The sequence below is a fragment of the Rhodococcus sp. MALMAid1271 genome (genome assembly GCF_049195265.1).
Classification (GTDB): Bacteria; Actinomycetota; Actinomycetes; order Mycobacteriales; family Mycobacteriaceae; genus Rhodococcoides.
On the sequence record NZ_JBMIRQ010000073.1, the window covers coordinates 1 to 404 of the forward strand.

1 pseudogene is annotated in these 404 nt (G+C 64.4%); it reads right to left on the reverse strand.

Annotated elements, in window-relative coordinates:
* Positions 1-404 (reverse strand): annotated as a pseudogene (locus tag ACOQFP_RS10300) (HNH endonuclease); the annotation flags it as partial.

Below are 404 nucleotides of genomic sequence, written 5' to 3' on the forward strand. Positions count from 1 at the left end.
GAGGCGAGCGTGTGCCGGAGCGCCAGTTTCAGGGCGTCGTGACAGCGTTCGCGTTGGCTGCGCGGATCACGAGCGGCGGCGGCGTCCCGTGCCGCGGTGGCTGTCGTTTCATCGTCGCCACTGTTACTGGATTCGGCAGTGTTACTGGAGTCGGCACTGTTGCTGGATTCGGCAGTGTCCTCGGGTGTTGTGTCATCCCACAGGCGTGCATCGCCATTGTCCGTTGGACCGGACGTCGGCTCGGGCTCGGGCGTACTGGACGCACTGGACGTGCTGTCGGTGTCGTCGTGCACGACTGATGTGGGGTCTGCGGGGTTGTTCACTCCGGGTTTCGCGGCTTTGGAGAACAGGGCTTCGAGGTAGGCGCGTAGTTCGGGGTCGACGCAGAAGCGTCCTTCCGACAT